Source organism: Enterococcus sp. RTP21361st1_A6_RTP21361_211029 (genome assembly GCF_040910045.1).
Classification (GTDB): domain Bacteria; phylum Bacillota; class Bacilli; order Lactobacillales; family Enterococcaceae; genus Enterococcus_D; species Enterococcus_D gallinarum.
This window is the reverse complement of the sequence record NZ_JBDGBK010000022.1, coordinates 1-23,005: the sequence shown is the minus strand read 5'-3', so window position 1 is coordinate 23,005 and position 23,005 is coordinate 1. Positions and strand designations below refer to the sequence as shown.

Genomic DNA, 23,005 nt, shown 5'->3' with positions numbered 1-23,005 from the left:
AATTTTGTTTGAAACATCATTTGTTTTCTTCCCAATTAAAAAAAGAGTGTGGTATAGTATTAGCTGTGATTCTTTGAAATATTTAGAAAATAGGAGTGCTTAAACGAATGAAGAAAAAATTGATTTTAGCAGCAGTCAGTGCACTGAGCGTTTTGACATTAGCTGCTTGTTCCGGAAGTTCAAGTAATGAGATTGCAACCATGAAAGGCGGTAAAATCACGGTTGAAGATTTTTACGAACAAGCAAAAACAGATCAGAATAACCAAAGTCTTATCCGCCAATTGATCGTCTTAAAAGTCTTCGATCAAAAATATGGGGATGATGTTACAGAGAAAATGATCGACAAGCAATACGATCAAACTGCGAAACAATATGGCGACAGTGATAAATTTGAGTCTGCATTGGAAGCTTCTGGACTTACTAAAAAAAGCTATCGTGAACAAATCAGACAGCAATTAGCATTACAAGAAGGGCTAAAAGCGAACATGGATATTGGTGATGATGAGCTGAAAGCAGCTTGGGATTCTTTCCATCCAGAAGTTGAAGCACAATTGATCAAATTGACTAGTGAAGATGATGCAAAAGATGTATTAAAAGAAGCTCAAAAAGATGGTGCTGACTTTAGTAAATTAGCAAAAGAAAAATCAACAGACACAGCGACTGCAGAAGATGGCGGTACAGTCAAATTCGACTCAACCTCAACAACTGTGCCAGCTGAAGTACAAACAGCTGCCTTTGCATTAAAAGATGGTGAAATTTCAGAGGTCATTTCTGCTACGGATGCTTCTACTTATACAACAAGCTATTACATTGTCAAAATGGTCAAAAACCAAGACAAAGGCAACGACATGGATAAATACAAAGATCAAATCACAGAAATCGCACAAAACACGCTATTGAACGATTCTACATTCGTGGCAAAAACGATTGGTAAAGAACTGAAAGCTGCCAATGTGAAAATGAAAGATGAAGATCTAGCTGATATTCTTTCTGACTATGTTTCTGCAGCAGAAACAAAAGATTCAACTGATTCTTCTGCTACAGATGCATCAGATAACAAAGAGAATGCAACTGATTCTACAAAAGAATCAACTGAAACAACTAGTTCATCTGCTACAGATTCCTCTGAAAAATAACAGAAAAAAAAGATTGGCAAAAGCCAATCTTTTTTTATTTATACATCTTTCGGCACATAAAAACTACGATTATCCATCCCAAAAATCCGCTCAGTGTATTCTCCTGGTTCCGTTAAGCGAATAGATGACAACATCATTTGCATAGAAGCATCGATGTTATCGATTTGATGCAGGATCTCCGCCTCCATAATTCTTGGGCGAACTGGTGAGCCATATTCCAACAATCCATGATGAGCCAAAACCATGTGCCGCAGCACAACGATATCTTCTTGTTTATCATCAAATTTCAGAGCAATACACGCTTGGGTGATTTCTTCATCTACTAGCACTAAATGTCCAACCAGATTTCCAGCTAATGTATACTCTGTGGTCATTGGTCCCGTCAATTCAATCACTTTTCCTAAATCATGCAGGATAATTCCTGCATACAAAAGCGGTGCATTGATTTCCGGATACTCTTTGATCAAAGATTTTCCGATTCGCAACATGGTCGTTGTATGGTAAGCCAATCCACTAGCAAAGGCATGGTGATTCCGTTTAGCTGCTGGAAAATCAAAAAATTCTTTCTTGTATTTATTCAGCAAAAAACGAACGATACGATTCCAATGAGGATTGGTGATTTCAAACAATGTCTGATTAATTTCCTCTTCCATGTCTTCTTTTTTCAGAGGGGCTCTTTCCATGTACTGGCTCGGGTCATGAGGTTCTTCTGGTTTTGCCAGACGCAGATGCAAAATCTTGACTTGGGGATTTCCTTGATAAACTTCTCGCTTTCCATCTAATAAAACGACCTTACCAGCCTCGAAGCGATTGATTTCTTCCTCAGAAGCATCCCAAAACTTTCCGTCGATTGTTCCAGAAGTATCTTGAAAAGTAAACGCGATAAACTTTTTGCCATTTTTTGCGATACGAACATCCGCATTTTTAATCAACAAAAACAGTTGAAACGTCTCATCTACGGTCAATTCTCGAATTTTTTTCATGTTAACATTTGGCGCATAGCCAAATTTCTCACATCCTTTGACTAAGTTCTTGTACGGATTGCTGGTATTTATGATAATAGCTTACCATTTCTTGGTCAGAAGACAAACAAATTACTTGGTAATATTGGCCAAACTCAGCGAATAATTCCGCTAACCGTTCTTTTCGTGCACTATCATAATGCAACCAGCCATCATCGATAATGATGGGACTAAGAGGATGATTTTGTTGCAACGCAAGATAACCGAAGCGGATCGCCATGATCAGCTGATCTTTTGTTCCTGTTGATAGATCGATGATCGAGTAACTATCGCTAGCATTGCTGGCAACTAATTGCCCCTCATGCAGTGTTACTTGGTGATAGCGGTCATTGGAAAGCAATCTGAAATATATCGAAGCTTTTTCTAGTAATTGCGGCAATTGTTGCTCAGACAATTCAGTCGTCAAATCGGACAATACCGAAGCAGCTAATTGTCGACTGCTCCAAGCAAGAGCCAATTCCTCGATTTTTGCCCGCAGTTCGCTTTCTTCCTGATAGAGCTGGCTCAACGTACCGCTTTTTTGGCTGGCGGCTACTTCTAGTTCAAGCCGTTGCCTTTGCTCTGCCTTTTGTCGACTAAGCTGGTGCAGCTCTTTTTGCTTTTGTGCCACTTGCGTTTTCTTTTCCAGCAATTCTTCTTGTGTGATTGGTTCCGGGAAAATCGGATCCAGCATGACTGCTAATTCGGCTTCCCGCTTTGCCGCCCGCTGATGCGTCTCCCATTGTTTGAGCCAAAGACTGATTTCTGCTGGCTGATCAATGCCAACTTGTGAGAGAATCTCTTGAGAAGCCTTCAACAATTCAGCCCGCTCCGCCTTTTTGCGAGCAAGTTGCTGCGCCAACAACGTGCTGGGCTGCTGTAAACGCGCCAATTTAACAGCCTGCATCTCTTCATTGAATTCATGCAATAGCTGAGCCTGCTCCAGTATTGTCTTATTTTGCAGGGGCAACCAATCAGCAAAAGGTGTAAACATCGCTTGATAAGGCTGAAGCTGTTCTGTGACCTCTTGCAGTTGTTCTTTGGCTTCGCGAAGCTGATGAGCATGCAACTGATAATTAGTAACATCCTCTTGGTACTGCAGCAAGAAGACCGACCATCTGTGATAAGGTTCCGTGCCAAAAAAAGGTTGCAGCGCCTGACGCCATCGTTCATTCTGTTGTTTTTGTAAATTATTGGCTTCTGTCAGATCTGCGATCTCTGAGGCAACCAGATCCGTTTGCAACAATAACTCTTGCCATTGTTTTTTGCTGTCACCTTGTTTATGAGGACGTTGTTTCATTGCCTCCCAAATTGCTAGTCCAATACCAACGGTGCCAGCCGCTATACACAACCAGCGCCAAGGAGACGGTAAAAAGAATGCTGCAACACAAGCAACCAAACCACCTACTAATGGCACCATAGGAATAGCCATTTTTTGCTCTCCCATCAATCCTGGGTGCGCCTGTTCCAACCGTGATAAAGCATGTTGAAGATGATTTTCCTTCTCTTCTAACCACTCTAAGCGCTTGTTTGCTTCCTCTAACTGGTAGTCGCTTTGCTCCAGATTCATTAATTGTTCCTGGATTTGTTCTGTCTGCAGTGGTGGTGATTCTTTTGACCATTGCCGTCTATTGATCAGCTGGTTCAACGCCATTCGTGCTTGTTGTTCCTTTTCTAGCGCCTGTTCCTGCCGATCCATCAATCGGGCCATCTCAACTTGTTTCTGAAGGATCTGAGTGATCAAATGTTCGTTGTCCAGATAAAAGAAATATTTATCTGAAGCTTGCCCTTGTTCCAAACGATCAAGTTCTGCTTCTTTTTGATGAATATCTTCTGTTAAGTGCTGATAGGTCTGATAAAATCTGCTGATTTCCTGAGCGTCTTTTTCTGCTACTGCAGCTGGCTGGCTTGATAGCTGTTGCCATTCTTCATACAATGGCCAATGGCTGATCTGTTGTTGAACAGCTTGATAAGCATCGCTTTGCACTTGCTGCTGTTCTTCTAATTGCCGCAATTCTTTTTGAATCTGTGAAATCTGCTGATACTGCTGTTGCAAGCGATGTTCTTCGCTTTCTTTTTGGGCAATTTTCTCCTGTAGTTTCTCCAAACGTTTCAACGCTTGGTTCAAAGGGAGTTTTTGTCCCCGCGGTTTATAATTTTGTTGATTGATTGCTTCATAGCGAGCCACTTGTTGCAGCATCTTTTGACTCCCACTGATTCCCAAAGAAATCAGTGCTTGATGCAATTCATTTTCTTGCAGCTTGTCAATTTGGGCAAGTTGTTCTTGCTGAAAAGTAAATACATCGAAAAACAACGTCTGATTCAAGGGTTGCAGCAACTGTGCCAGCATTTCCTCGTCGCCGGTCTGCCCGTTGAAATGGACTTTGGCTCTTCCTCGATCGATTTGACGGTAACGTTCGATCATCACTTCCCCGTAAGGTTCGACAACTAGCCACAATCTGCCTCCATAAGCGGCCCCATTTTTGGGGGTATAATCCTTTTTCTTAGCTGTTCTTTTAGGAAAACCAAACAGCATAGCCGCAATAAACTGATACAATGTCGACTTGCCAATTTCATTGTTGCCAAAAAGCAATTGATTTCCTTGGGAAAATTCAATCACTTGATCATGGTAACGGCCAAACCCAGTGATTTCTGCTTTTAAGATTCTCATACTTCTTCCTCCCACTGGAAATCATTCTCCAGCAAGTGTTTCGTCTGCTGTAAGACCTCTTCTTGAAAGGCACCTTGATCAATCCCGCGATAAAGCAACGGATGACGAAGCAAATCATTCAGTCCTTCAGCAAAAATAGACGGGTCTTGATAAATAGCTAGTAATTGATCAACATAGGACGCCGGGATCGCTAATGGAATTTTGTCTGTCTCTGTTTTGTAGACTTCGATTGCATAAATTGTCTGTAATACGTCTCTTGACAGCTGCTCGTTCAAATAGGCGATCATTTCATTTTTTTCGGTTTCAGAAAACCAATCTGAAGATAACTGATCCGTATCTGTCAGCACTAATTTGATCAGTCGTGGCTGATTCGTGTTGACCTCCTTCAAAATCGTTTGCAAAATCGAACGCTGATCCTTACAAGCTGCTAATGAGACTTCTTGTTGTGCCCATGTGATTTCTGCTACGTCGACCGTCTGGATCTCGGTACCATGGGAACTCAAAGTGGCTAAAACAACGCCTGTATCTTGTTCTTTTTGCGTTTTGCCTTGTGGGGTCCCTGGATAAACGATCGCAGGCTCTTCTGAAAGGATCTTAGGAACATGAATATGACCTAGTGCCCAATAATCATAGCCTTTCTGCTTCATTTCACTCACAGAAAATGGTGCATAATGTTCCCCCGCACTATCCCCGTGGTACATACCGATATGGAAATCAACCGCTTGGCGATTAGGAAATTCCCTGATCTTGTTCTGTGTAATCCAAGGCTGCTGATAACTAAAGCCACTGATAGCATAGGTCTCACCATTTCTGGTTACGCCTTTGATCGTTTCAACCGTCTCACTGGGAAACAGCACAACATTCTCAGGAAAATCAAACCAATAACGCTGCGGATCATAGTAATCATGGTTACCAAAGATCATATAGACAGGGATCTCTGCTGACGCAAGTCGGGAAATCTCTTGAAAAAAGTCATGCTGGATCCGCAGACTTGGACGGGCTTGGTGGAAGGTATCCCCCGCCAAGAGAACAAAATCCACTTCATGCTCCAGTGCCGTATCAACCAGTTTTTTGATTATTTTTCGATTGATCAGTGGAAGCTGCTCTTTGACGTTATCCGATAACATGCGGATCCCTTCGAAAGAACGATCAATATGCAAGTCAGCACTATGTAAAAAACGCATGATACCTTTCCCCCTTTTGCTTCTATCATAACATTTCTTTGTTTTTTCGTCAGCAAAACACGAAAATTTGTTCGCCTTTTTGAACAAAAAATTCGAAGGGTCGAGGAAGTCCCCGATCCTTCGAATGTTGTCCGCTCAAATTAGCCTCTAACGCTATCTAAAGCACTGTAAATTGGCATAGAATTGGCACAAGTCCGAGGCCTCTGTTTGAGAACCCCTCTTGGACTCTTTTGTGCTGCGGTAAGTCAGCAGGCTAGCGCTTAGGCTTCGTATAAGTCCCGCACAGGGCCCATGATGATTCGATTCAAATCATTGGCCACCAGACTAAATGCTTGCTCTTTTTGCATCAATTCCGAAACGATTGGATCTTGCTGAATTTTTTGAGAGAGTTCTTGTGCTTGCTGTGCTTCTTCTTCTGTCATTTCTTGGCCTGCCATCATTTTTTGTTGCAAAGCTTGTTGCAAGCCTTGGAACTCCTTGAATAAGCTATACGCTTCTTGGTTTTCTTTCAAACGATCAAACGAGGCTTTTAAATCTTGAAACTGTTCGGATTCTCGTAATTCTCGTTCTAATTGATTCGCTGTGTCATAAATATTTGCCATACTGTTCCCTCACTTTGTTTTTTTCTTATTATAACATACTGTTCGGATGCACATGCAGTAGAAGCTAACATCAATTACCATTGATCGTATTCCATAGATTACCAAAAAGCTCTTTGGTTCCTTGTTTGACACGCTCACCAAAATCTTTTAATCCTTCTTTGGCATTTTCGGCAAACTCGTCAACTGATTTTTTCCAGTCATCGTTGTCCGTTGATTCATTTGGATCTGGCACTTCATCTGCTGCCATCAGTTTCCCACCAGTCATATAGGCATCTGCTACTTGGAACTGACTTCCTTGGCTGTAAGGCAACAGACTTTCGGCTTCCGCTTTAAATATCTTGCCGACGACTTGCCCGCTGGTTCCAGTCAAATAGTGTTCGGCACTCGTTTGTTCAAAGCCCAGCCAGGTGGAGATTACGAGATCAGGTGTATACCCAACGATCCACTGATCATTGACTTTTGATAAATCAAAGTTTGTTTCCGTTGTCCCGGTTTTTCCTGCGATCGTAAAGCCATAAGGGCTAGCGCTGACCCCAGTTCCATTAGAGAAGGTACCCAGCATCATGCTTGTCATCTTGTCTGCTGTTTCTTTGGAGATGACTTGTTTTCCTTTGACTGAAGTATTATCTACAATAACCGCGCCCGTTGAATCAACGATTTTGGTGATCAAATGCGGTTGGTAGTAATAGCCTCCGCTAGCAAAGACACCATACGCGGCAGCCATGGTCAACGGTGATTCGCCAGTTTCCAATCCGCCTAACGCCAATCCCCAATATTTGTCCGATTCTGACAATGTTAGCCCAAATTCCTGAGTCTTTTTGTATCCGCGGTCGAGACCAATTTCATGAAGTGTCCAAACAGCTGGCAGATTTAAACTTTGAGCCAATGCTTGATACATCGGCACTTCACCGGAATAGGTCCCATCGTAATTCTTTGCCTCATAATAACTTTGAGGTTTGTCTTCCAAAATACTATCTGGATTATAGCCCGCTTCGATTGCAGGTGCATAAACACTGATGGGTTTGATTGTCGAACCTGGCGAGCGTTTCATTTGGGTAGCAAAATTGAACCCGCGAAAAACATGTTCGCCTCGTCGCCCTACCAATGCTTGAACACCGCCAGTTGTCGGATCTAATGCCACCGAACCTGATTGGACCATCGTTCCATCAGACGCATTTTCTGGAAAGAGCGCATCGTTTTTATAGGCAGCTTCCATTTGTGCCTGATAGTTTTGATCCAGTGCTGTGTAGATTTTGTATCCACGATTCATCACATCATCCGCATCAAGTCCGTAAGACTCCGCTTCATCGATCACTGCATCGAAGTAATAAGGATATTTATAGCCAGATTCTGAATTGCCATAGCCATCGTACAACAGGCTAGCTATTGAAACTTGCTCTTCTTGATCGGCCACAGATTGATCCAGCATTTTGTTGTCCACCATCAGTCCTAGAACAGTATCTCGGCGGTTCGTCGCATTTTCTGGATGATCGATAGGATTATAAATTGATGGACCTTTAAGCATACCTACTAAGGTAGCTGCTTCTCCCACCGTCAAATCTGAAGCATTGACACCAAAATATTTGAGCGAAGCATCTTGAATCCCCCAGACTCCATTACCGAAATAGGAACTGTTCAAATACATTTCCAATATTTCATCTTTTGAGTATTTTTTTTCGATTTCAATCGCTAGAAACAGTTCTTTGGCTTTTCGACTAAAGGTTTGATCGAGAGAAAGATAGGCATTCTTTGCTAGCTGTTGCGTAATTGTACTCCCACCGCCACCTTCTGCACTACGATTGACTACCATCCGCAAGGCCGCCCGAGCGATCCCTTTGATATCAAACCCATGGTGATTATAAAAATTCCGGTCTTCCGTTGAGATCAGTGCGTGAACGACTGCTGGGGAAATGCTTTTTAAATCAACATAGGTGCCCTTTTGAGAATAGAGCTGCCCAGCTTCTTCTCCTTTAGCATCGTAGATCACAGTGGACTCTTTCAATCCTGATTCTAATTCACTAACTTTGGTATTCTTGGCGATATAAAACAAGTAACCGCTCATCACTAAAATACCCACTAAAGTCAGTAAAATAACTATTTTATTCACATGATATTTCTTCCAAATGCGTTTGCGCCATTGATGGAATTGCTGTAGATAAGGCTTGATCCAACGCCAGAAAGTTTGGATCGATTCTTTTATCTTGTGAAGGATTTGTTTCAAATCCATTTCTCCACGCTCCTTTTAACAAAGTGTAGCATATATCAAACCGTTTGGAATACGGCTCTAGCAGTAAATTTCATCCACAAAAGATTGCTCGTCAATTCTATCAGCGAAACTTCTGTTTTTTGTTGTTTTTTTTATAAGAAAATCTTAAAGATGCTATAATAGCAAATAGATCACAACTTAGAAAGGGATTTTTATGGAATATACCATTACATTACCTAATGACCATCCCCGAACAACGATTCGGGAATTATTAGAACAAGAATGGCTCGTCCCTCGCAAAGTACGCCATTTACTGCGAACCCGCAAAAATGTACGCGTCAACGGTGAAACAGCCCTTTTTCATCAGGAAGTAGCAGGTGGGGATCAGCTCACGCTTCTTCTAGAAGAAGCAGATTACACGTATCAGCCAGTGATTTCTGGGAACAAAGAGAAGATTACGGTGTTGTTTGAAGATGAACATCTGATCGTTGTCAATAAGCCCGCTGGTATCAAAACCCACCCCAACCAACCAAATGAAACCGACACACTTATGAATGATCTGGCTGCATATCTTTCACCAGAGACAAGACCCTATGTCGTTCACCGATTAGATAAAGAGACCAGCGGCGTCATTTTATTTGCTAAAAACCCCTTAGTCTTGCCTATTTTGGGACGAATGCTTGAAAGTAAGCAAATTTATCGTCGCTACCAAGCAACAGTCTGGGGACAATTGGATCAAAACCAAACCATTCGCAAAAAAATCGGACGCGATCGCCACGACCGTCGCAAACGAGTCATTGACCCACGCAATGGCTTATCTGCGGTGACACACGTTGAGATTGCCGCTCGCAATGCCCAAACGACTTCGATCTATTGTGTATTAGATACAGGACGTACGCATCAGATTCGTGTCCACCTTGCTAGCATTGGACATCCTATCGTCGGAGACCCTCTTTATCAGAAAAAAACTGCAGCTCGCCTTGAGCTGCATGCCTATGAACTTTATTTGACCCATCCATTCTCACAAGAGTCACTGCAGATCAAAGCGCTGCCTGGGCTCTGGTGATGGACAGAATGTTTCTGAAGCAGCAGAGACATTGCCTCTAGTCTCATTCCACATACTGGGCACAGCCGTCAGGCTTCATTCGCTGCAACAATTCAATCTTCCGCTGGTTCAGCAGAAAGCTGTGCCAGCTCTTTTTCTGTCACTGAGCGATACTCTCCTAATGCCAAATCTTTCGGCAGCTGTAACCCGCCCATTCGAGTACGCTTGAGATAAGTCACTTCTTTTCCCACTGCCTGCACCATTCGTTTTACTTGGTGAAACTTCCCTTCATGCAAAATCAAGGTAATCGTGGATGTCTCGGCCTGCTCGTCTACCTTTAAAATCGTCAGCTGTGCCGGCATGAGAGTTTCCCCATCCAGTTCGATTCCTTGGAGAAATTGGTGACGATCCTCTTCGGTCATGATCCCTCGAACTTCTGCATAATACTCTTTTTCGACGTGTTTTTTGGGTGACAATAACCGATGAGCTAGCTGGCCATCATTCGTAATTAGCAGTAGTCCTTCGGTGTCTTTATCCAAACGACCGACTGGAAAAAGATCCCGGCGATAATCTTCCGCCGCAAACAAATCCAAGACTGTCTTTTCCGGATCGGTCGTTGCAGAAATCACACCAGCCGGTTTGTTCAATAAATAATAGAAATCTTTCTGGTAACGTACCAGTTCTCCTGCAAACGAAACCTGATCCTCTTGTTCAGCTACTTGGAATTTATCACTTTTGACTTGTTGACCATTGACCGCAACAACGCCTTTCTTGATTGCTTGCTTCACTTCTTTTCGTGAGCCATACCCCATATCTGCTAAGAATTTATCTAGTCGCATGTTTTCTCGCCTCTCTCTTTGCGATCTTTTTTACTGAAAAAACCGCCTGATCGATCCATGCGATCTCAGCGGCTAATCAGGTTTATTGGGTTATTTGATTCGCAATTTCTTACGCAAACGAATCATTGATGAGCCCAGTAGTTTTTCTGCTAAGCGGATTTTCAATGCCATATAAATATAGGCCCCGCCACCGACTGCTGCAACCAGTAGAGAAAGAATAAAGGCTTGGACTTTGCGATCCGAACTTAAGACCAGACCAAACAATTGCCGAGCAATCAGCGCGATCACTAACATAATGAGAGTCATCAGGAAAATCAAAACCGTTCTTCTAAAGGTCAACTTGGCATTGAAGTGGCCTTTAGTCAACATTTTTCTAATATTCAGCCAGCAAGTCACACCAAGTGCCAATGTTGTAGAGACTAAAGGACCATAAACTTGGAACAGCCAGATGGCCGGATACTGCAAAATAAATTTTAGCAACAAACCAATAAAGAAGAAGATAACCGCTTCTGTGTTATGGTACATCCCTTGCAGCATGCTAGAAGTCAGCATGAACAAGCCCAGGATTAAGCCAGAGATACAAGCAGCAACGAGGACGCTTGCCCCTAATGTATCCGGTCGATAAAACAATGTATACAATGGATACGCCAATACGATCATTCCAAACGTAGCAGGCAGCATGACAAAGGAATACAACTGGAGGTTATTACTGATCAATTTAGCTAAATTTCCTTGATTCTTTTTCGCTACTGCTTCACTGATTAAAGGCAACCCTGTAGATGCCATCGACGTTGCTAAGCCGATCACGACCATTGTCAGCTTGTCTGGATTGCTGCCAAAGATTGCCATCATGTCTAAGAGCTGATCATTGGAATATTGTGTAAATCCTTTCATAATTCGAACAAAGGTATACTGATCCACTAGTTTAAAAATTGTGATCCCAGAACCAACAATAATAAAAGGAATCGCTTCTTTGATGGTGGATAAAACCAATTCTTTGGTTTGGATCTCTGTTTCTTCTTTGCTCATGTCCAGCAAAACATCCATCCGAACCCGCTGCTTCTGGAAATAATAAACCAAAACCAGAACACTTGCTAAAACGCCGATAAAGGCAGCAAACGTTGATTGAGTCACAGCAGCTGTATAGTCGCCTTCTACCACCCGCATGATAATAAACGTTGCCAACAGCATATAGAAGACTCGCGCGATCTGTTCAACGATCTGAGAAATCGCGAATGGTTTCATGTCTTGATTTCCTTGGAAATATCCTCGCATCACACTCATACATGGAAAGACCAAAAGTGCCACGCTTAAGGAGCGCATCGTTGGAATCAATTCTTCTCCGCCACCAGATGCGGTTGCCAGCCAAGGAGCGGCTATGTACATGATACCAGCAGTTACTACCCCAAATCCTGCCATCAACTGTAAAGCTCTCAGGAACAAGCGCTGACTTGTACGATACTCTTCTCTTGAGTTGTAGTAGGAAATCTGTTTCGCAATCGCTGCTGGAATTCCTGCAGTAGAAATCATCAAAAACAAAGCATAGACATTGTAACCCATTCCAAACAATGCATTTGCTTTATCTCCGTTGGCTCCCATCCAGTAGTACCACGGCAAAATATAGATCGCACCGAGCAACCGAGAACCAATGTTTCCCAGTGTCATCCAAGCCGATCCTTGAGCCATTTTTTCTTGTGTTGTTAATTGTTTTGACGCAGATTGCGTATGATTATCCATGGCAGTTCTCTCCAACTTTCTACAAACATATCCCCTTCATTTTAATTCGAAAAAGGACTTCGAGCAATCTATTTTTGCAACATATTAAAGTTTCTTCACATTATTGAAGAAGAACGACCAATCGCATGCTGTCTTCCATTCGATTTGCCTGAATATGCTATAATAAACTAAACTTTTTGAAACGAGGAGAACCAAGATGTCACTACTTACCATTACCCCCCATCAGATCCGCGGGTTGTTGATCGAAGCAAATCTATTAAAAGAGTTTATCGGCCAAGAATGGCATTATACCGTTCCACAAGAAATGAACGACTTGATCTTTACCTCATTAAGTTATGATTCGCGTCAGACAGACGCAAATACGCTATTCTTCTGTAAAGGTGCCGCGTTCAAAGAAAGCTATTTGGAAAGTGCCGTTGCTCAGGGTCTTCAATGTTATGTTTCGGAACACCCTTATGAAAATTGTTCCGCCTATGGCATCATCGTTACAGATATCCGAGCAGCCATGGCTTGTATTGCCCAGGCTTTTTACAACAATCCGCAAGATCAGCTGTTTAAAATTGGAATCACAGGAACAAAAGGCAAAACGAGCTGTGCTTATTTTGTGCGGGAGATTTTAGCCAAAACAACCAATCAGAAAGTAGCTTTTTTCTCCTCTGAAGAAAATACTGTTGACGGAAAGAACTATCAGGAAGCAGTTTTGACGACTCCGGAAACGTTAGACTTGTATGCTATGATGGCCGAAGCAGTCGCTAATGGTATGACACATCTAGTAATGGAAGTCTCTTCCCAAGCTTATAAAACCAAACGTGTCTCTGGGATCACTTATGAAATTGGAATCTTTCTAAATATTTCGCCCGATCATATCGGTCCAGTAGAACATCCGGACTTTGATGATTATCTTTTCTGCAAACGCGAGTTGATCCACAATAGTAAACAAATGATCATTAACCGACAAAGCGATTATTTTGAACTATTAAAAGAAACTTGTGCTGCTCATCAAGTACCATTGATCACCTATGGCCAATGCGATGGAGATTATCAAGTATTACCAGCGGAATCGGGCGATCCTAAATCATTCCGCATCCATTCTGAAAAAGATATTCTTCTTGTGAATGGCGACTATCAGTTGGCTTTGCTAGGAGAATTCAATCACGACAATGCTACTGCTGCAATCGTTGCTGCTTGTCTTGCGGGAGCTACCCAAGAAGAAGCACAATCTGTCTTGCCTAATGTAACGATTCCAGGACGAATGATCGTTCTGGAAAAACAAAATGGCGCATTAATCATCGTTGATTATGCCCACAACTACTTAAGCTTTAAGTCACTGAGTGAGCTAGCCCATACATTGCGGCCAAAAGGACGGCTGATTTTTGTGACCGGCAGTGCCGGCGGCAAAGCAGAATCACGACGTCCTGACATGGGTCGAGCGCTTTCTGAGTATGCAGATAAAGTCTATTTAACTTCTGATGACCCTAACTTTGAGGATCCTCGTGCTATCGCTGCCGAGATAGCCGCTGCGATCACTGCACCTACTGTCATTATTGAAGAACAGATGGACCGCAGCCTTGCGGTCCAATCAGCGGTTGCTGAAGCCGCTAGTCAAGATATCGTGATTCTAGCTGGTAAAGGCGCTGAGCAATATTTGAAAGTCAATGGTCAAAAAGAACCTTATGAAGGTGATTTGCAGATCGCTCAGCGTTTGCTTTGATTTTTTCATTGCCTCACCTATCCGTTAACAACAAACACCCAAAGAATGACAGCATCAAGCGGGTCATCCTTTGGGTGTTTATTTTTGTGTCTATGCAAATGCCTCTTAAAAAGTTCTTGATTTAAATACCTTGCTGAAAATTATGGTTGTTCATCCTCATAGGTTTCATAGACATAAGGAGCACCATCATAGCGAAATTCTGTCGAGATTGCTGCGTCCAAATCTTCGGTATACATGAATTTGCTGAAAGGAAACAGAAAGACTTCGCCGTCTTTCGTTTTTTCCGCTTCCACTCGGTAAATTAGCTGGTCCGCAGTCAATTGCTGATTCAGCTGTTCCAGCACGTCATCGATCACTTCTTCTTCTTGGTAACCTGCTTTTGCTACTCGTTGATAATCATTGAAAAAAGCCTCTTGACCTTCAAAAGATTGATAGTCCATTTTTATTCCTTCTTTCTGCGCTTTCATTTGCGTTAATTCTATTATACGAGACCCCTCTTAGTTCAGCGAATGATTTGATTGCCGTTTCACTTAGAAAGAGTCAGCTGACTAGAAAAATATGTCAAATTCATTTCAAGTGTATTACGAATCAATGATTTGACAAAATCGCATTGAAGACTTTTTCATTTTTTGTATAATGGGACATAGAGAATATTAAAGGGGCAGACGCAATGAACAGCACAAAGAAAAAAATCTTCTTTGGAACAGGGGCAACAGTAGGTTTTCTAGCAATGATCGCATTGGTCGGACAATTTTTAGTAGCAAACCACTTGATCGGCACAAATGATACTTCCACAGAAATCTTCACTCGCGCAACATATCCAAATGGCTTTCTATTGGTGATCTTCATTCCATTAGTGGCTACAGCTGTATTGTTTTACGGCATTATTCGCAAAAAATAGTATGCAGCGGCAGTTGATGTTTGCATCAGCTGAACCGCTGCTTTTTTGTACAAAAAAAGCGGGGACAGAAGTGTTAAACTCCGAGAAATAAGGAGGAATACACAGAAATTGCTTTTCAAATTTTTGGGTATTTCGACTTATTTCTCGGAGTTGCATCTGCTCCGACCGTTTAGACATGTTTAGAGGGACTGTGCCATAAGTCATCATCCAACAAGTTAAACCGAATAATAGTCTATTGCTAGGATAGATTCCTCTGACTTTTGCGACGAGGAGTCCCTGCACCGCAGGAGCAATAATAGTTAATGTTCGGATAGTTTTACTTGTAGGAGACTTATGGCACAGTCCCTCTTTTCAATTAATTAGCGACGATATTGACTAATTTATTTGGTACAACGATGATTTTGCGAATCGTTTTTCCATTCAATTGTTCTTTTACCAGTTCATTTGATTGAGCTAACTGTTCGAGCGTCGCTTTGTCTGCATCCGCAGGAACTTTGGCTTTTGCACGAACTTTGCCGTTCACTTGGAATACCACTTCGATTTCATCTTCGACTAGCGCACTTTCATCATAAGTTGGCCATGGCACATAAGAGATGCCCTCTTTATTTCCGAGAATTGCCCATAGTTCTTCACCGATATGAGGGGCAATCGGTGCCAACAATTGGACAAATCCAGCAACATATTCATATGGTAGTGCATCGGACTTATATGCTTCGTTCACAAAGACCATCAGCTGTGAAATAGCCGTGTTGAAATGAAGCTGTTCAAAATCTTCGGTAACTTTTTTAACTGTTTGGTTGTAAACTTTACTTAGTTTGCCATCATTGAATGTAGTAATTCGATCACGCATTTTGCCATTTTCATCCACGATCAAACGCCAGACGCGGTCTAGGAATTTACGGCTGCCTTCCAAGCCGTTTTCATTCCATGCGATCGATGCATCTAATGGACCCATGAACATTTCATACATGCGCAGTGTATCTGCTCCGTATTGTTCGATGACATCATCCGGATTTACGACGTTTCCGCGAGACTTCGACATTTTTTCATTGTTTTCCCCAAGGATCATCCCTTGATTGAATAATTTCTGGAATGGTTCTTTTGTCGGTACGACACCAAGATCATAAAGGAACTTATGCCAGAAACGAGCATAAAGTAAATGAAGCACCGCATGTTCTGCCCCACCGATATAGATATCTACTGGTAACCAGCGTTTCAATTTGTCAAAATCGGCTAAGCGATTTTTATTGTGAGGGTCGATAAACCGCAAGAAGTACCAAGAGCTCCCCGCCCATTGTGGCATCGTATTCGTTTCACGACGTCCCTTCATGCCTGTTTCTGGATCAACGACATTGACCCACTCGCTGACATTCGCCAATGGCGATTCACCTGTACCACTTGGCTTGATATTATCGGTTTTTGGCAAGCGTAGTGGCAATTGATCTTCCGGAAGAGTGGTTGTAGTACCGTCTTCCCAATGAATGATCGGGATAGGCTCACCCCAGTAACGCTGCCGAGAAAACAGCCAGTCTCGCAGACGGTAGCTGATTTCTTTTTTACCGACTCCTTGTTCTTCTAACCAGTGGTTCATTTTTTCAATTGCTGCTTCTTTATCTAGACCATCCAGAAACTCTGAATTGATATGAGGACCGTCTTCAGTATAAGCAGCTTCTTCAACGTCTCCTCCAGCCAGAACAGGAATGATTTCTAACCCAAAAGCTTTTGCAAATTCATGGTCACGTTCGTCATGAGCTGGCACAGCCATGATCGCACCAGTACCATATGAAGCCAACACATAGTCAGCAATCCAAATTGGCACTTCTTTCCCATTCGCTGGATTGACCGCATAGGCCCCTGTGAAGACACCCGTCTTTTCTTTAGACAAATCGGTCCGATTCAAATCGGACTTCTTCGCTGTTTCTGCAACATATGCCTCAACCGCTGCTTTTTGCTCCGGTGTAGTGATGGCTTGTACCAACTCATGTTCAGGAGCCAAAACCGTATAAGTGGCACCGAACAATGTATCTGGTCGTGTCGTAAAGACGGTGAATGCTGCATCGCTACCCGCTACTTTGAAGGTGACATTGGCACCCACAGAACGACCGATCCAATTCCGCTGCATTTCTTTGATGCTCTCAGGCCAATCAACTTCTTCTAGATCATCTAGCAAGCGATCCGCATAAGCCGTGATCTTCAACATCCACTGACGCATAGGTTTGCGAATAACATCGTAGCCGCCGCGTTCACTTTTGCCATCGATCACTTCTTCATTGGCTATAACCGTTCCTAACTCTGGAACCCAATTGACAGGAACCTCGGCTTCATAAGCCAATCCTTTTTCATAAAGTTTGGTAAAAATCCATTGCGTCCATTTATAGTACTCAGGATCTGTCGTGTTGATCTCACGATTCCAATCGTAACTAAACCCCAGTGAATTGATTTGACGACGGAATGTTTCAATATTTTTTTTCGTAAACTCGGCCGGATCATTCCCGGTATCCAATGCATATTGTTCAGCAGGCAACCCAAAAGCATCCCAACCCATGGGATGAAGAACGTTGAATCCTTGGCTGCGCTTGAAGCGGCTTAGAATATCCGTCGCTGTATATCCTTCTGGATGCCCTACGTGCAATCCTTGTCCAGAAGGGTATGGGAACATGTCTAACGCATAAAACTTTGGTTTATCCGGTTGATCGTGGGTATTGAACTCATTTTTCTTAGCCCAATATTTTTGCCATTTTTTTTCAATTTCTTTGTGATTGTAGTTCACTATGGACGCCTCCTAAAAATTGGTGCTCTGACTTGATCAAAAATCAGCAGAACTTAAAAAAAAGTCCTATAAAAATCACTATTGATTTTTATAGGACGTTATAAACGTGGTACCACCTAATTTTATCTGTTATGAAACAGACCTCGATGTGTTAACGACCATCGCCGTATCTGCCTACTTTGAGCGGTTCTGAGAAACACTCATTTCAGTCAAATATCACTTGAAGGCGAGTTCGAAAGGTCTTCTGTGCATTTCCACCAGCCATGCACTCTCTTGATTCCAACACGTTTCTACTATTCCTTCTCAAATGTGAAAGATTCTTTGCACTTATCCTATCAAAAAAACAGCGGAATAGCAATCTATTTTACGCGAACGCTTTGGCCAGGATAAACAAAGTTGTCTTTAATGTTATTCCATTGAATAAATTGATCTCTGGAAATACCAAATTTATCCGCAATTCCCCAGACAGAATCGCCAGATACTACGGTATAGTTGCTCGTACTTGCCGTCTGATTCGCAGCCGTTGCCGTACCGCTGACCCGTACGCTTTGACCAGGATAGACGTAATCATTTTTGATATTGTTCCAACTGCGGAATTGGTCCATCGTGATACCAAATTTATTAGCAATCGACCAAACCGAGTCCCCTGAAGCAACGGTATACTTTTGACTGCCAGCTGATGAAGAAATGCTCGTAGAAGCTGTGGTCGGGCTACTTGTCTGTTTATTTCCAGAATTTTTTACGACTAAGCGTTGACCAGGATAAATAAAGTCATTTTTGATATTGTTCCAGCTGCGCAATTGATCCATCGTGATGCCATGCTTATTCGCCACACTCCAAACCGAGTCCCCTGAAGCAACGGTATAACTACCGGCATTGGTTACAGAACTTATTGCTGTAGTCTTGTTGGCCTGACTTTTTGACCCAGTATCATTTTTTACGACTAAGTGTTGACCAGGATAAATAAAGTCATTTTTGATATTGTTCCAGTTGCGCAATTGGTCCATCGTGATACTATGCTTGTTCGCCACACTCCAAACCGAGTCCCCTGAAGCAACAGTATAACTACCAGCACTTGCTGTCGTGGTAGATATGGTCCCTGTATTCGTCGTTTGTTTGGCAGTACCACCATTGATCGTCAGTTTTTGTCCTGGGTAGATAAAATTATTGCGAATATTGTTCCAGCTACATAGCTGATCCATTGTGATGCCGAATTTATTAGCGATTCCCCAGACAGAATCCCCTGACGCAACTGTATAGCCTTGACTACCAGAAGAAACTGACGATGTCGCTGCTGGCTTGCTGACAGGATTTGTAGCGGTATTAGGCGTACTGACCGTTGCTCCACCACCGGCATTGCCTGAAGCTGGTGTATCATATTTAGTCAAGCCATACTGCTGTATCACCGTATTCAATGAAGAAGCATAGTTGGGAGCTGTTGCGTAACGCCCCGTCAACCATTGGGTTGCATCACGGTAAGAAGACGTATTGCTCTTCCAAGCACCTGCATAATAATAATTACCGTTTCCTAGCGAAACATTTCTTAATGTTCGTGCGTTGTCTTCAAAAGATTCTTTGTAAGAAGGGTATTTTTTGAAGGGTTCTTTCATAGTCAACCATTGATTGTTTAAATACTCTGCTGTATTCATATAGACTGTCTGACCATTATGACTGCCCTTGATTCCAAAAAGATTATGGTTAGGTGATTGGGACAGGGCACTTCTTCCCCAGCCGCTTTCAAGAATGGCTTGTGCGATCATGACTGAAGCATAAAGATCATTTGCTTGGGCAACAGGCTGTGCATAAGTTGCGATTTCTGTAATGAATGCTGCTGTATTAGGTGCAGCAAAGTTACTTCTCACCACAGTATTTTCTACGGCATCCGCTTGAACTGGAGTCAGCAAAGGCGCTACTACTGAGCAAGCGGTTATGGTTGTCCCTACAACAGCGGCACTTTTTCTCATCGTTTGATAAAATTCACTGGACTGTCCTTCTCTGCGACGCTCTTTGCGCGATAAACTCATGTTCATGAACGTTCCTCCGTCTTCTATTTTTTTCCTACGTTTAGTATACAATTTCTTAAGATTTTATAAAAGTTATTTCCTTCTTTTCGCCAAACTGTAAACTCTTTGTAATCTAACGTACATTATTCGAAAGAAGAAGTAAGCGATAATTTCTTGTTATACAATATTGTCCCTCAAGAAACACCCCTGCACCACTGTCTTTTGTCCCTCCAAGATAAATGGTATAATAGACTCACTATGTTTGCCTGTAGAAATGAGGATTTTTTTATGAACAAAAAACTGTATTATCAATTCGCCGGCAGCTGTTTTTTGCTGCTTTTTGCCTTTTTAGGCTATGTTGTCAAATTCTATCCAACTTGGCTGAATCCTTTCGATGAAAGTAGCACTCGTTTGATCCGTAGCGGTTATCCTTTTTTGACTGACTTTTTCCTATGGGTGACCAAGTTTGCTAATCCAGTAACGATTGGACTGCTTTTCATTGTTGTATTGGTCGTGTTGCTTATCAATCGCTTCTATTCCGAAGCACTGTGGCTCAGTTTCGGTACGATTGGCATCTCAGCGGTCTTCAATCCGTTGATTAAATTATTCTTTATGCGAGAAAGACCTACACTGGAACATTTAGTGTTGGAGACAAGCTCTAGTTTTCCTAGCGGACACTCCACTGGCAGCATGGTATTTTATGGAACCTTACTTTTGCTGATTCCTGTCTTTTTCCAGTCACAAGCGTTACGCTGGGGTATGAGAATCTTGCTTGGCTTACTGATTTTTCTGATCGGTATCAGTCGGATCTATCTAGGTGTTCACTTTCCTAGCGACGTACTCGGCGGATTTTGTGTGGGACTCTCTTGGCTGTTACTGACCTATCCGTACTATTTAGAAAAGCGTTTTGTCTGGCGTTTCCAACAAAAACAATCTTAGAAAAAAGAAAAGAAGGTAAAATCCATGAATTCATTCCCCTATGCCGAAAATCAGCATAAACGTTACCATTCTTGGAATTATGCATTGCGTCAGGAATTTGGTGAAAAAATATTTAAAGTACCGATCGATGCTGGCTTCGACTGTCCCAATCGAGATGGTACTGTTGCAAAAGGTGGTTGTACCTTTTGCAGCGTATCTGGTTCAGGCGACATGATCGTTGCACCTGAAGCCCCGCTGCCCGTTCAATTTCATAAAGAAATCGATGTGATGCACAAAAAATGGCCTCATGTCGATAAGTACATCGTTTATTTCCAAAATTTCACCAATACCCATGCCCCAGCTGCAGTCATTCGAGAGCGGTTTGAACAAGTTTTGACCATGCCAGGTGTCGTTGGTGTTTCTATCGGTACACGTCCTGACTGTCTTCCAGACGATGTGGTAGACTATCTAGCTGAATTGAACCAACGCTTTTATTTGTGGGTGGAGTTAGGGTTACAAACAACCTTTGAAACCACCAGCAACGCAATCAACCGTGCGCATGATTATCAAACATATCTTGATGGTGTCGCTAAATTGAGAAAACATGGCATTCAGGTTTGTACCCATTTGATCAATGGACTCCCTGGTGAAACATTAGAAATGATGCGGGAAAATGTGCGGAAAACAATCTTGGACTCAGATATTCAAGGGATCAAACTCCATCTCTTGCATTTGATGCGAAATACCCGCATGCTCCGGGACTATCATGAAGGCAAGCTGCAATTGATGCAAAGAGAGACTTATGTCTCTTTGATTTGCGACCAACTAGAAATGATTCCTGCGGAGATCATCATTCATCGTCTGACAGGTGACGCTCCTTGGGATGCTTTGATTGGACCTATGTGGAGTCTCAAAAAATGGGAAGTCTTGAATGAGATCGATAAAGAAATGTTGCGCCGCGACTCCTATCAAGGAAAATTTGATGTTAGAAAAGAGGCTATCTATGCTACAAACAGCCATGCGTTATAGCCACACCCTTTTACAAGAAGTCGTCAAACCGGGACAGACCGTAGTTGATGCCACCATGGGAAATGGCCATGATACCGAGCTGTTGGCAACACTAGTCGGACCTGAAGGCAAAGTCTATGCCTTTGATATTCAGGAACAAGCAGTAACAACAACAAAAGAACGCTTGTTAGCAAAAGGACTCCTGCCGCAAGTTGAACTGATCCACCAAGGACATGAAACAGTAGCGGATTACGTCCCTGATGCCGTTCATGCAGCTATTTTCAATCTAGGTTACTTACCAAAGAGCGATAAAAAAATCATTACTTTACCTGAGACGACCGAACAGGCACTGCAAGCATTGATCCAACGTATTGTTCCTTGCGGTCGGATCATCCTTGTATGCTATTATGGCCACGAAGGCGGACCTGAAGAGTTAGAAGCTGTTCATCGCTTTTGTCGTCAATTACCACAAGCGCAATTTAACGTGCTGTCCTATCAATTCATCAATCAGCGCAACCAACCACCAGTCCTGTTTTGTATCGAACGAAAAAAAACATCAGAGAACCGTTGACTATTCTGGCTCTATAATTTATGGGACTGATGAATCAGAATTGATTCTTCAGCCCCATTTTTATTTTAGGTATTAAAAAACATATCGTTCTCTAGTATGATTAAATCACGACAAAATAAACAACTGAGAGGACGATATGCTATATGAATGATTCTATCAAAAAAATGCTGCGATTAATAGAGAAAGATTTGATGATTACAGAGGTCTCTTACGAGACCTTTCAGAAGAAAAAGACGTTGATCGTCGATGCTGTTTTCTCACCTGCTCCCCATACCTGTAGAAATTGTGGTTCTACTGTGGTAGATGGAAACGGGAAAGTAATTGTAGTGAAAAATGGGAAGAAGGAAACGATTGTCCGCTTTGAACAATACAATCACATGCCTTTGGTTATGCGCTTAAAAAAGCAGCGCTATACCTGTAAAAACTGTCGAACCCATTGGACGGCTCAAAGTTATTTTGTTCAACCCAGACATTCAATCGCGAATCATGTCAGATATAAAATTGCTTCTTTACTGACTGAAAAAGTATCTTTATCTTTTATTGCGAAAAATTGTCAGGTATCTTTGACCACCGTTATTCGTACGTTGAAAGAGTTTAAAAGCTACTTACCAAAGCAATCTAAGAGGATTCTCCCCAGAGTATTGATGGTTGATGAATTTCGTTCGCACGCTTCCATAGAAGATAAAATGAGCTTTATTTGCG

General features: G+C 42.3%; 17 protein-coding genes, 1 pseudogene and 1 other annotated feature. Of the genes and pseudogenes, 8 read left to right on the top strand and 10 right to left on the bottom strand.

Translation table 11 applies throughout. From position 1 onward, the window contains the following. Positions 1 to 107 precede the first annotated feature (107 nt). Positions 108 to 1,136, top strand: coding sequence for a peptidylprolyl isomerase (locus tag AB5Z52_RS05930; protein ID WP_003128425.1), 1,029 nt, complete (start codon positions 108 to 110; stop codon positions 1,134 to 1,136). Positions 1,137 to 1,174: 38 nt separating this feature from the next. On the opposite strand, the gene AB5Z52_RS05925 is transcribed toward AB5Z52_RS05930, so the two are convergent. The 5 genes from AB5Z52_RS05925 to AB5Z52_RS05905 form a co-directional block, all read right to left on the bottom strand. Next, positions 1,175 to 2,119, bottom strand: a complete 945-nt coding sequence (locus tag AB5Z52_RS05925; RefSeq protein ID WP_003128424.1) for a 3'-5' exoribonuclease YhaM family protein — start codon at positions 2,117 to 2,119, stop codon at positions 1,175 to 1,177. A 28-nt stretch (positions 2,120 to 2,147) separates the two neighbouring features. Further along, positions 2,148 to 4,808, bottom strand: coding sequence for an AAA family ATPase (locus AB5Z52_RS05920; RefSeq protein ID WP_005472902.1), 2,661 nt, complete (start codon positions 4,806 to 4,808; stop codon positions 2,148 to 2,150). Further along, on the bottom strand, positions 4,805 to 5,992 hold the full coding sequence (locus tag AB5Z52_RS05915; protein WP_003128421.1) for a DNA repair exonuclease: 1,188 nt from the start codon (positions 5,990 to 5,992) through the stop codon (positions 4,805 to 4,807). The genes AB5Z52_RS05920 and AB5Z52_RS05915 overlap by 4 nt, the downstream gene beginning before the upstream one ends. Positions 5,993 to 6,252: 260 nt before the next feature. Further along, positions 6,253 to 6,594 carry a YlbF family regulator gene (locus AB5Z52_RS05910; RefSeq protein ID WP_003128420.1) on the bottom strand — a complete coding sequence of 114 codons (342 nt, stop codon included), beginning with the start codon at positions 6,592 to 6,594 and terminating at the stop codon, positions 6,253 to 6,255. Between the two features lie 70 nt (positions 6,595 to 6,664). Continuing rightward, positions 6,665 to 8,821, bottom strand: coding sequence for a PBP1A family penicillin-binding protein (locus AB5Z52_RS05905; RefSeq protein ID WP_003128419.1), 2,157 nt, complete (start codon positions 8,819 to 8,821; stop codon positions 6,665 to 6,667). 193 nt (positions 8,822 to 9,014) lie between these two features. On the opposite strand from AB5Z52_RS05905, the gene AB5Z52_RS05900 reads away from it, so the two are divergent. Then, on the top strand, positions 9,015 to 9,866 hold the full coding sequence (locus AB5Z52_RS05900) for an RluA family pseudouridine synthase (protein WP_003128418.1): 852 nt from the start codon (positions 9,015 to 9,017) through the stop codon (positions 9,864 to 9,866). 92 nt (positions 9,867 to 9,958) lie between these two features. Here the strand turns inward: AB5Z52_RS05900 and AB5Z52_RS05895 are convergent, their stop codons facing one another. Both AB5Z52_RS05895 and AB5Z52_RS05890 read right to left on the bottom strand, forming a co-directional pair. Then, positions 9,959 to 10,684, bottom strand: a complete 726-nt coding sequence (locus tag AB5Z52_RS05895) for a pseudouridine synthase (protein WP_003128417.1) — start codon at positions 10,682 to 10,684, stop codon at positions 9,959 to 9,961. A gap of 90 nt (positions 10,685 to 10,774) precedes the next feature. After that, on the bottom strand, positions 10,775 to 12,421 hold the full coding sequence (locus tag AB5Z52_RS05890; protein WP_003128416.1) for a polysaccharide biosynthesis protein: 1,647 nt from the start codon (positions 12,419 to 12,421) through the stop codon (positions 10,775 to 10,777). A gap of 196 nt (positions 12,422 to 12,617) precedes the next feature. On the opposite strand from AB5Z52_RS05890, the gene murE reads away from it, so the two are divergent. Beyond that, positions 12,618 to 14,132, top strand: a complete 1,515-nt coding sequence (gene murE / locus AB5Z52_RS05885; RefSeq protein WP_003128415.1) for a UDP-N-acetylmuramyl-tripeptide synthetase — start codon at positions 12,618 to 12,620, stop codon at positions 14,130 to 14,132. 140 nt (positions 14,133 to 14,272) lie between these two features. Here the strand turns inward: murE and AB5Z52_RS05880 are convergent, their stop codons facing one another. Further along, a complete protein-coding gene (locus AB5Z52_RS05880; protein ID WP_005472910.1) occupies positions 14,273 to 14,572 on the bottom strand; it encodes a DUF5960 family protein in 300 nt (99 codons plus the stop codon). Positions 14,573 to 14,802: 230 nt separating this feature from the next. Here AB5Z52_RS05880 and AB5Z52_RS05875 point away from each other — a divergent pair, with 230 nt between their 5' ends. Then, the gene (locus AB5Z52_RS05875) at positions 14,803 to 15,033 is read left to right on the top strand and encodes a hypothetical protein (RefSeq protein ID WP_003128412.1); all 231 of its coding nucleotides are present in this window, start codon (positions 14,803 to 14,805) and stop codon (positions 15,031 to 15,033) included. Positions 15,034 to 15,388: 355 nt separating this feature from the next. Here AB5Z52_RS05875 and leuS read toward each other — a convergent pair whose 3' ends face one another. Next, positions 15,389 to 17,803, bottom strand: a complete 2,415-nt coding sequence (gene leuS, locus AB5Z52_RS05870; protein ID WP_003128411.1) for a leucine--tRNA ligase — start codon at positions 17,801 to 17,803, stop codon at positions 15,389 to 15,391. Between the two features lie 88 nt (positions 17,804 to 17,891). Next, positions 17,892 to 18,118, bottom strand: a binding site (T-box leader). 44 nt (positions 18,119 to 18,162) lie between these two features. Beyond that, the gene (locus tag AB5Z52_RS05865; protein WP_005472912.1) at positions 18,163 to 19,833 is read right to left on the bottom strand and encodes a LysM peptidoglycan-binding domain-containing protein; all 1,671 of its coding nucleotides are present in this window, start codon (positions 19,831 to 19,833) and stop codon (positions 18,163 to 18,165) included. A 261-nt stretch (positions 19,834 to 20,094) separates the two neighbouring features. Between AB5Z52_RS05865 and AB5Z52_RS05860 the strand changes: the two genes are divergently transcribed. The 4 genes and pseudogenes from AB5Z52_RS05860 to AB5Z52_RS05845 all read left to right on the top strand — a co-directional run. Next, on the top strand, positions 20,095 to 20,745 hold the full coding sequence (locus AB5Z52_RS05860; protein ID WP_003128409.1) for a phosphatase PAP2 family protein: 651 nt from the start codon (positions 20,095 to 20,097) through the stop codon (positions 20,743 to 20,745). Positions 20,746 to 20,769: 24 nt separating this feature from the next. Further along, positions 20,770 to 21,753, top strand: coding sequence for a TIGR01212 family radical SAM protein (locus AB5Z52_RS05855; protein WP_003128408.1), 984 nt, complete (start codon positions 20,770 to 20,772; stop codon positions 21,751 to 21,753). After that, entirely contained in the window at positions 21,728 to 22,303 is a 576-nt protein-coding gene (locus tag AB5Z52_RS05850) for a class I SAM-dependent methyltransferase (protein WP_005472914.1), read from the top strand. The genes AB5Z52_RS05855 and AB5Z52_RS05850 overlap by 26 nt, the downstream gene beginning before the upstream one ends. A gap of 143 nt (positions 22,304 to 22,446) precedes the next feature. Beyond that, positions 22,447 to 23,005 (top strand): annotated as a pseudogene (locus AB5Z52_RS05845) (ISL3-like element ISEfa5 family transposase); the annotation flags it as partial.

What these genes read in the sequence shown, in the direction of transcription:
- AB5Z52_RS05930 (WP_003128425.1), top strand. Translation starts at nt 108, where the DNA reads ATGAAGAAAAAATTGATTTTAGCAGCAGTCAGTGCACTGAGCGTTTTG.
- AB5Z52_RS05925 (WP_003128424.1), bottom strand. Translation starts at nt 2,119, where the DNA reads ATGAAAAAAATTCGAGAATTGACCGTAGATGAGACGTTTCAACTGTTT.
- AB5Z52_RS05920 (WP_005472902.1), bottom strand. Translation starts at nt 4,808, where the DNA reads ATGAGAATCTTAAAAGCAGAAATCACTGGGTTTGGCCGTTACCATGAT.
- AB5Z52_RS05915 (WP_003128421.1), bottom strand. Translation starts at nt 5,992, where the DNA reads ATGCGTTTTTTACATAGTGCTGACTTGCATATTGATCGTTCTTTCGAA.
- AB5Z52_RS05910 (WP_003128420.1), bottom strand. Translation starts at nt 6,594, where the DNA reads ATGGCAAATATTTATGACACAGCGAATCAATTAGAACGAGAATTACGA.
- AB5Z52_RS05905 (WP_003128419.1), bottom strand. Translation starts at nt 8,821, where the DNA reads ATGGATTTGAAACAAATCCTTCACAAGATAAAAGAATCGATCCAAACT.
- AB5Z52_RS05900 (WP_003128418.1), top strand. Translation starts at nt 9,015, where the DNA reads ATGGAATATACCATTACATTACCTAATGACCATCCCCGAACAACGATT.
- AB5Z52_RS05895 (WP_003128417.1), bottom strand. Translation starts at nt 10,684, where the DNA reads ATGCGACTAGATAAATTCTTAGCAGATATGGGGTATGGCTCACGAAAA.
- AB5Z52_RS05890 (WP_003128416.1), bottom strand. Translation starts at nt 12,421, where the DNA reads ATGGATAATCATACGCAATCTGCGTCAAAACAATTAACAACACAAGAA.
- murE (WP_003128415.1), top strand. Translation starts at nt 12,618, where the DNA reads ATGTCACTACTTACCATTACCCCCCATCAGATCCGCGGGTTGTTGATC.
- AB5Z52_RS05880 (WP_005472910.1), bottom strand. Translation starts at nt 14,572, where the DNA reads ATGGACTATCAATCTTTTGAAGGTCAAGAGGCTTTTTTCAATGATTAT.
- AB5Z52_RS05875 (WP_003128412.1), top strand. Translation starts at nt 14,803, where the DNA reads ATGAACAGCACAAAGAAAAAAATCTTCTTTGGAACAGGGGCAACAGTA.
- AB5Z52_RS05865 (WP_005472912.1), bottom strand. Translation starts at nt 19,833, where the DNA reads ATGAACATGAGTTTATCGCGCAAAGAGCGTCGCAGAGAAGGACAGTCC.
- AB5Z52_RS05860 (WP_003128409.1), top strand. Translation starts at nt 20,095, where the DNA reads ATGAACAAAAAACTGTATTATCAATTCGCCGGCAGCTGTTTTTTGCTG.
- AB5Z52_RS05855 (WP_003128408.1), top strand. Translation starts at nt 20,770, where the DNA reads ATGAATTCATTCCCCTATGCCGAAAATCAGCATAAACGTTACCATTCT.
- AB5Z52_RS05850 (WP_005472914.1), top strand. Translation starts at nt 21,728, where the DNA reads ATGCTACAAACAGCCATGCGTTATAGCCACACCCTTTTACAAGAAGTC.